This is a genomic window from Spongiibacter sp. (genome assembly GCF_041602295.1).
In the GTDB taxonomy this organism is placed as follows: Bacteria; Pseudomonadota; Gammaproteobacteria; order Pseudomonadales; family Spongiibacteraceae; genus Spongiibacter.
Genome location: NZ_JBFIGO010000147.1, coordinates 1 through 5,017 on the forward strand (window position 1 = coordinate 1; position 5,017 = coordinate 5,017).

The following is a 5,017-nucleotide window of genomic DNA, read 5'->3' on the forward strand; positions in this document are numbered from 1 at the left end:
AGTACATTGGCCGCCAACCAGGGGGTAACGGTTTCCACACGGTCGCCAAGAATATTAAAAATGCGCTTGGACTTTTGCCATTCGGGCGAGCTGGTGTCATAGTCGCCAACCAATAGATCGGTAACCACAATGCCGGGGCTCAGCGTGCAAATTTGCACGCCGCTGCCTGCGACATCCTTGCGCAGCGCCTTGTTTAGATAGTTAACTGCCCGCTTGGTAGCGCCGTAGCTGGCCATTCCGGGCTGCACCGCGCCATTGCTGCCAAAGCCTTCCATATTCCATATCTGACCATAGGCCTGTCGCTTCATACCGATCATGGCCACCCGGCAGGCGAGCAGCAGGCCGGTAAGATTAGTCTGCACAATGCTCTCAATATGGCTCGGCTGCTGCTCATCGAGCGGCCGCTTGGCAATGCTGATGCCGGCATTGTTGATCCAGATATCGACACCGCCGCCCTGTTCGACGGCGTGATCCCACAGCGCCTGCAGATCGTCACTGCAGCTGATATCACAGGCCAGCCCCGACACCTCTCCCAGCGCCGACAATTGCTCGACCACAGCATCAACCGCGCCCTGCTGACGCCCACTGAGCACCACCCGGCAGCCCAATTTCAAAAAATTTTCCGCCAAACCACGGCCAATGCCGCGGGTACTGCCGGTGATCACCACTGTTTTCACAATGCGGCCCTCGCGTCTGCGGCTGTTAACTCAACTCGGCTTGGTCGACAATTTTTATTTTTTCGGTCAGCGGCGCCACCAGGGGCACCGCGTCCATCACCCAGCGCAGGTCACTGCGCTCGCGGCGAAATGGCGAGGGAATGGCGTAGGACTTTCGGCCTTCCACGGCCTTCACCTTAGCACTGTCGATCTGATAGCCCTTTTCCTCTATCAAGGTGCGCCGCGCCCGGCGAAAGGAACTCATGAAGCGGTCGTCTTTAACCGACAGCTCATTGGCCAGGGTCTCTGGCAGATAGTTAGGCGCAGCCGCCTCGAGAATGGTCTGGTCTTCGCGGAAGATTTTCTGCAGGCGCTTGCGCGAACCGGCGTCAAACAGCGGGTGTTTAACAAAACTGCGCAGCTGCACGGCAAAGGTGCGCGTGTTGTGCTCGTCTACCGGGGTATTGGCGTCGAACATGATCAATGACATTTTGGCGTTCAGGTTAATCTGAATACGCACCACCATACCCGACATATACCAGGTGGGAATGGTCTCCGTGGGCTGACGGTCACTGCGAATCAGCTTTCGCCAATTGAGAAAACCGCCGGTCAACTCTGGGGGGTACTGCTCATTCCAAGAGCGCGCCCAATAATCGTGGTACTCCACCTTTTTAATATGGTTTTCCTGGGCGGTCTCCTCGTAGCCAAACATCGGGTGCACAAAAGAGGCGTGAGCAATATCAATGCCGTTTTCCACCACCCGTGCCGCCTCGGCCTTCCACTCCCAATTGTCGTGCAGCGCCCGCCAGTTTTCAGTGTCGTCGTATTCGGGGAACTCCGGGATCGGAATGCGCTCTTCCTCAGGGGCATCGCCGAGAAACACCCAAATCATGCCGTAGCGCTCCTCGGTGGGATAGGCATCGACGCGGGCGCGGTCGGGAATTTGAAAATCCTCACCCTCCGAAGGTATAAACTCAACCTTACCATCGCCATTAAACTGCCAACCGTGATAGGGACAGGCGACACAATCGCGAACGGTGCGCCCCCCCGACAGGGAGCCTCCGCGATGCAAGCAGACGTCACTCAAACAGCTGACCTTGCCCTGTCGATCGCGGAACAAGACAAAATTTTGTCCTAACAGTTTAACTTTGACCGGCTTGTCTTTAACCGCATCAGACCACTCAGCGACATACCAAAGATTAATAAGCACCGCAGATCCCCCTGTTGGAGCGTAAAATAAAGTAGCCATCACCGATGATGGACAGGCGACACCGGAAGGCGCGCAGCGGACAAAAGGCCCAATAAGACCTAATAATATATCAATATGACTAACAAGCCAAGACGCCGGCGCAGCGTCGTCTCCAGCGGGTGCCATAAAGCCACTTGCCAGGCAAAGAGACATTTTGTAAACTTAATTGTATTATACATATATCTTTATGACTTTTAATAAAAAGGCCGCCCACAGCCGGCACAGAGGAATCGACACCATGTCTCAGATCACCAAATCCATTGATGAACTCGTCGCCGAAAATGGCGGCGTTGACCGCCAGGAAACCTTCGACAAACTGTGGGCACTGAACACCGAGCTGTTCGAAAAAGTTCGCAGCCGCCTGGAGCTGACCCTGGACCCATCCTGCGAGGGACTGATGCCCTACAGCGGCAAAGATGGCGCCGCCGGCTACTTGAGCGCCTGGAGCGGACCAAAGGTCGACTGGCTGATCTTCTCCTGGACCGGCAACCCCAAGGCCAGCTTTACCAATATGCACCTGACGATCAACCTCGCCGCGCACATCGACGTGCCGCATTTTGGCTACGCCCTGGGTACCACTCCGGATCTGTTCTTTTACCAAGACTATATGCCACGCAAGGATCTTTGGACACACCCGGAATACGCCGATAAATACTGGGCGGGGGACAGCAACGATGCCTATGTGGCGATGGAGCGCGACGACAACTTCCGCCACTTTATCAGCCGCGACATGTACACCCGCGTAGCGCAATCTCCCTGCAGCCTCGTTTATGGCGCCGACGTCTCCGACGACAACATTGAGGCCCTGCGCAAAGTCTCCCACCAGCAGCTGGACCGCTGGCTGGATTGGGTGGATGCGGCAAGCGCTATCACCCCGACCGAAAGTGCCCAACTCGCGGAACGGGATCTGCAAATTCGCAAGACCATCACTCAGCGCGACCCTGCCAATATCGTGGTAGAAAATCTGTTTGGCAAGGAACTGGCCGACCGACTAGTTGGCTGCCTGTGGGGTGAAAACCGCCAGCTGCCGAGGCCCGAGTAACCATGAGCGTTCGCGCTATTTATCAGGCCGCAAGGGTGGATGGCGCCGAGTCACCCTACGACACCATCCACCTGAAAATCTATTACCCGGCTGAACCGGACGGCTCGCTTGACCAGATCAATATGGGCGCCGTACCGCCGCGCAACGACGCGCAACCCTGGCCGGTAGCGATAGTGATGCCGGGCACCAATGTGCCCGTGGAAAGCTATGGGTGGCTGGCCAAGAGCCTGGCCGAAAATGGCATCGTCACCGTGCTGTACAGTTGGATCAAAGAGGACATGCCCGGCTTTATCTGCCTGAGCCCCGGTATCAACCTGGCCAACTTAACTCCCGACACCTACGGCCGCGCCCCCACCGCCAGCGCCTTACCCGCGCTGTATTCGGCACTGCAAGGCGTAAATGAAAACGGCCTGCTGCGCGGGCGACTGGATCTAGACACCGTGGTGGTCGGCGGCCATTCCGCGGGCGGCAGCGTTGCCCTGCTCAACAACAACCCCGCTTGGTTTCCCTGGCTCAAGGGCTGCTTTAGCTACGGCGCCCACGCCGCGGCGTCGACACAACTCGGCTTTGCCGACGACAGCATGTTGACGCTGTGCGATCAACTTCCCTACTTACTGATTGCCGGCAACCGCGACGGCGTGATTGCCGCGAGCAGCTTCCGCTATGGCGACAGCGAGGCCAGCGGCGCCTGCGAGCGCATCCTCCGCACCTTCACCGAATCAATCAACAGCGAGCGGGGCGACTGCCACCTGGTAAGCATTGCCGGCGCCAACCATTTTTCTCTCACCCACCCCGCCGACAGCAGCACCGGGCGGCAATTTCTCGACTGGGAAAGCGAAGGTAGCGAGGAAGATATCCGCAGCTGTTTAGCCGCACTGATCAGCGGCTTTATCAACGGCCAAATCTGTGGCGACCAGCAAGCGGCAAGCGACTTCGCCGAGAGCTGCAATCCCGCTAACAACCCACTTATTGCAGAACACCACTGCAAATAATGCACACTGAGGACATCACATGAGTGACAAGCAACCCAGCGAATGGCAAAAAAGTATTGCCGGTGAATGGCACGGATTTCCATCGGTGTTTGCCCCTGACGGCACCCATGTTGGCGTGAATAAAGTAAAGCGCGCCAGCGTATTTGAAGACGGCCGCACCACCTACTGGATGAAAACCGACTTCGACGCCGTCGGCCAGCTGGCCAACCGCTTTGAATGCGGTGAATTTGAATTCGGCGTAATCGACTCGGACCAGGACCGCATTTACACCGGCCCCGATTTTGTTGGCTCTGGCCGCCCCTTCGGCCCGCTGGTCGACTCCAAATATTTTTCGCCAGGCTGGAATACCGATCTGCGCACCATCAACCACGTCATTGCCGAGCGCGGCGTGCAGGTTTACTCCTCCCAGCTGTTTGAAGCCGACACGCTGGTTGCCGTGTTCAACGGCCTGTACGTGCAGACCCACGACCACGACAGCAACCCAGACACCCAAAAGTACGTGGCCGAATTCCTAGAAAACGAAAAGAAGATTGGCAAGAAACCCTTCGTCCTGCCGCAAAAGCACGCCGGCACCTGGACCGGCACTATGGACGTCTACAACGCCCAGCAAGAGAAAGTCGGCGTCAATCAGGTGAGCATCACCTATACCCCCATTACCCTGTTGCGCGCCCGCATGGACGTGAGCATCGAAGGGGTGATTAACCGCAAGTTTTCCTATGAGCGCAGCCGCTACGAAAACCACCACCAGTACCACGGCCCCGACGTGTTCGGCAACGGCATCGCCTACGGCCGCTACCTCTACAGTACCCAGCACTTCTACGGCGAAGCGAGCAAGTTCTGGAGTCGCGATGTGCTGCTAGATGAAAACAACACCCTGTGTTCCATGTGGCAGTTCTACGATTCCCAGCAAGAGAAGTACACCACCTTTGGCGTACTCGACTGGCAAGCGGGCGACAAAGTATTAAACGCGCAGTACGTGTAAAACCTCTGCACACCCGGTGCGCCAGCTCGGCGCACTGGGTGTCACACCCCGCCCAACCGCCATTTGCAAAAAGACTCGCGGCAGCGCGCCAACCCC

At 57.3% G+C, this 5,017-nt stretch carries 5 protein-coding genes; 3 read left to right on the forward strand and 2 right to left on the reverse strand.

Features of this window, described 5'->3' with window-relative positions:
* Both ABYM29_RS14715 and ABYM29_RS14720 read right to left on the reverse strand, forming a co-directional pair.
* On the reverse strand, positions 1-677 hold a 677-nt coding region (locus ABYM29_RS14715), incomplete at its 3' end, for an SDR family NAD(P)-dependent oxidoreductase (protein WP_372865544.1).
* A 25-nt stretch (positions 678-702) separates the two neighbouring features.
* Positions 703-1,866 carry a Rieske 2Fe-2S domain-containing protein gene (locus ABYM29_RS14720; RefSeq protein ID WP_372865545.1) on the reverse strand — a complete coding sequence of 388 codons (1,164 nt, stop codon included), beginning with the start codon at positions 1,864-1,866 and terminating at the stop codon, positions 703-705.
* A 277-nt stretch (positions 1,867-2,143) separates the two neighbouring features.
* On the opposite strand from ABYM29_RS14720, the gene ABYM29_RS14725 reads away from it, so the two are divergent.
* The 3 genes from ABYM29_RS14725 to ABYM29_RS14735 are packed head-to-tail and all read left to right on the forward strand — an operon-like array spanning position 2,144 to position 4,921.
* The gene (locus ABYM29_RS14725) at positions 2,144-2,947 is read left to right on the forward strand and encodes a hypothetical protein (protein ID WP_372865546.1); all 804 of its coding nucleotides are present in this window, start codon (positions 2,144-2,146) and stop codon (positions 2,945-2,947) included.
* A 2-nt stretch (positions 2,948-2,949) separates the two neighbouring features.
* Positions 2,950-3,939: a hypothetical protein gene (locus ABYM29_RS14730; protein WP_372865547.1), complete on the forward strand. Its 990-nt coding sequence runs from the start codon at positions 2,950-2,952 to the stop codon at positions 3,937-3,939.
* Between the two features lie 19 nt (positions 3,940-3,958).
* Positions 3,959-4,921: a hypothetical protein gene (locus tag ABYM29_RS14735; protein ID WP_372865548.1), complete on the forward strand. Its 963-nt coding sequence runs from the start codon at positions 3,959-3,961 to the stop codon at positions 4,919-4,921.
* Positions 4,922-5,017 lie beyond the last annotated feature (96 nt).

What these genes read in the sequence shown, in the direction of transcription:
- ABYM29_RS14725 (WP_372865546.1), top strand. Translation starts at nt 2,144, where the DNA reads ATGTCTCAGATCACCAAATCCATTGATGAACTCGTCGCCGAAAATGGC.
- ABYM29_RS14730 (WP_372865547.1), top strand. Translation starts at nt 2,950, where the DNA reads ATGAGCGTTCGCGCTATTTATCAGGCCGCAAGGGTGGATGGCGCCGAG.
- ABYM29_RS14735 (WP_372865548.1), top strand. Translation starts at nt 3,959, where the DNA reads ATGAGTGACAAGCAACCCAGCGAATGGCAAAAAAGTATTGCCGGTGAA.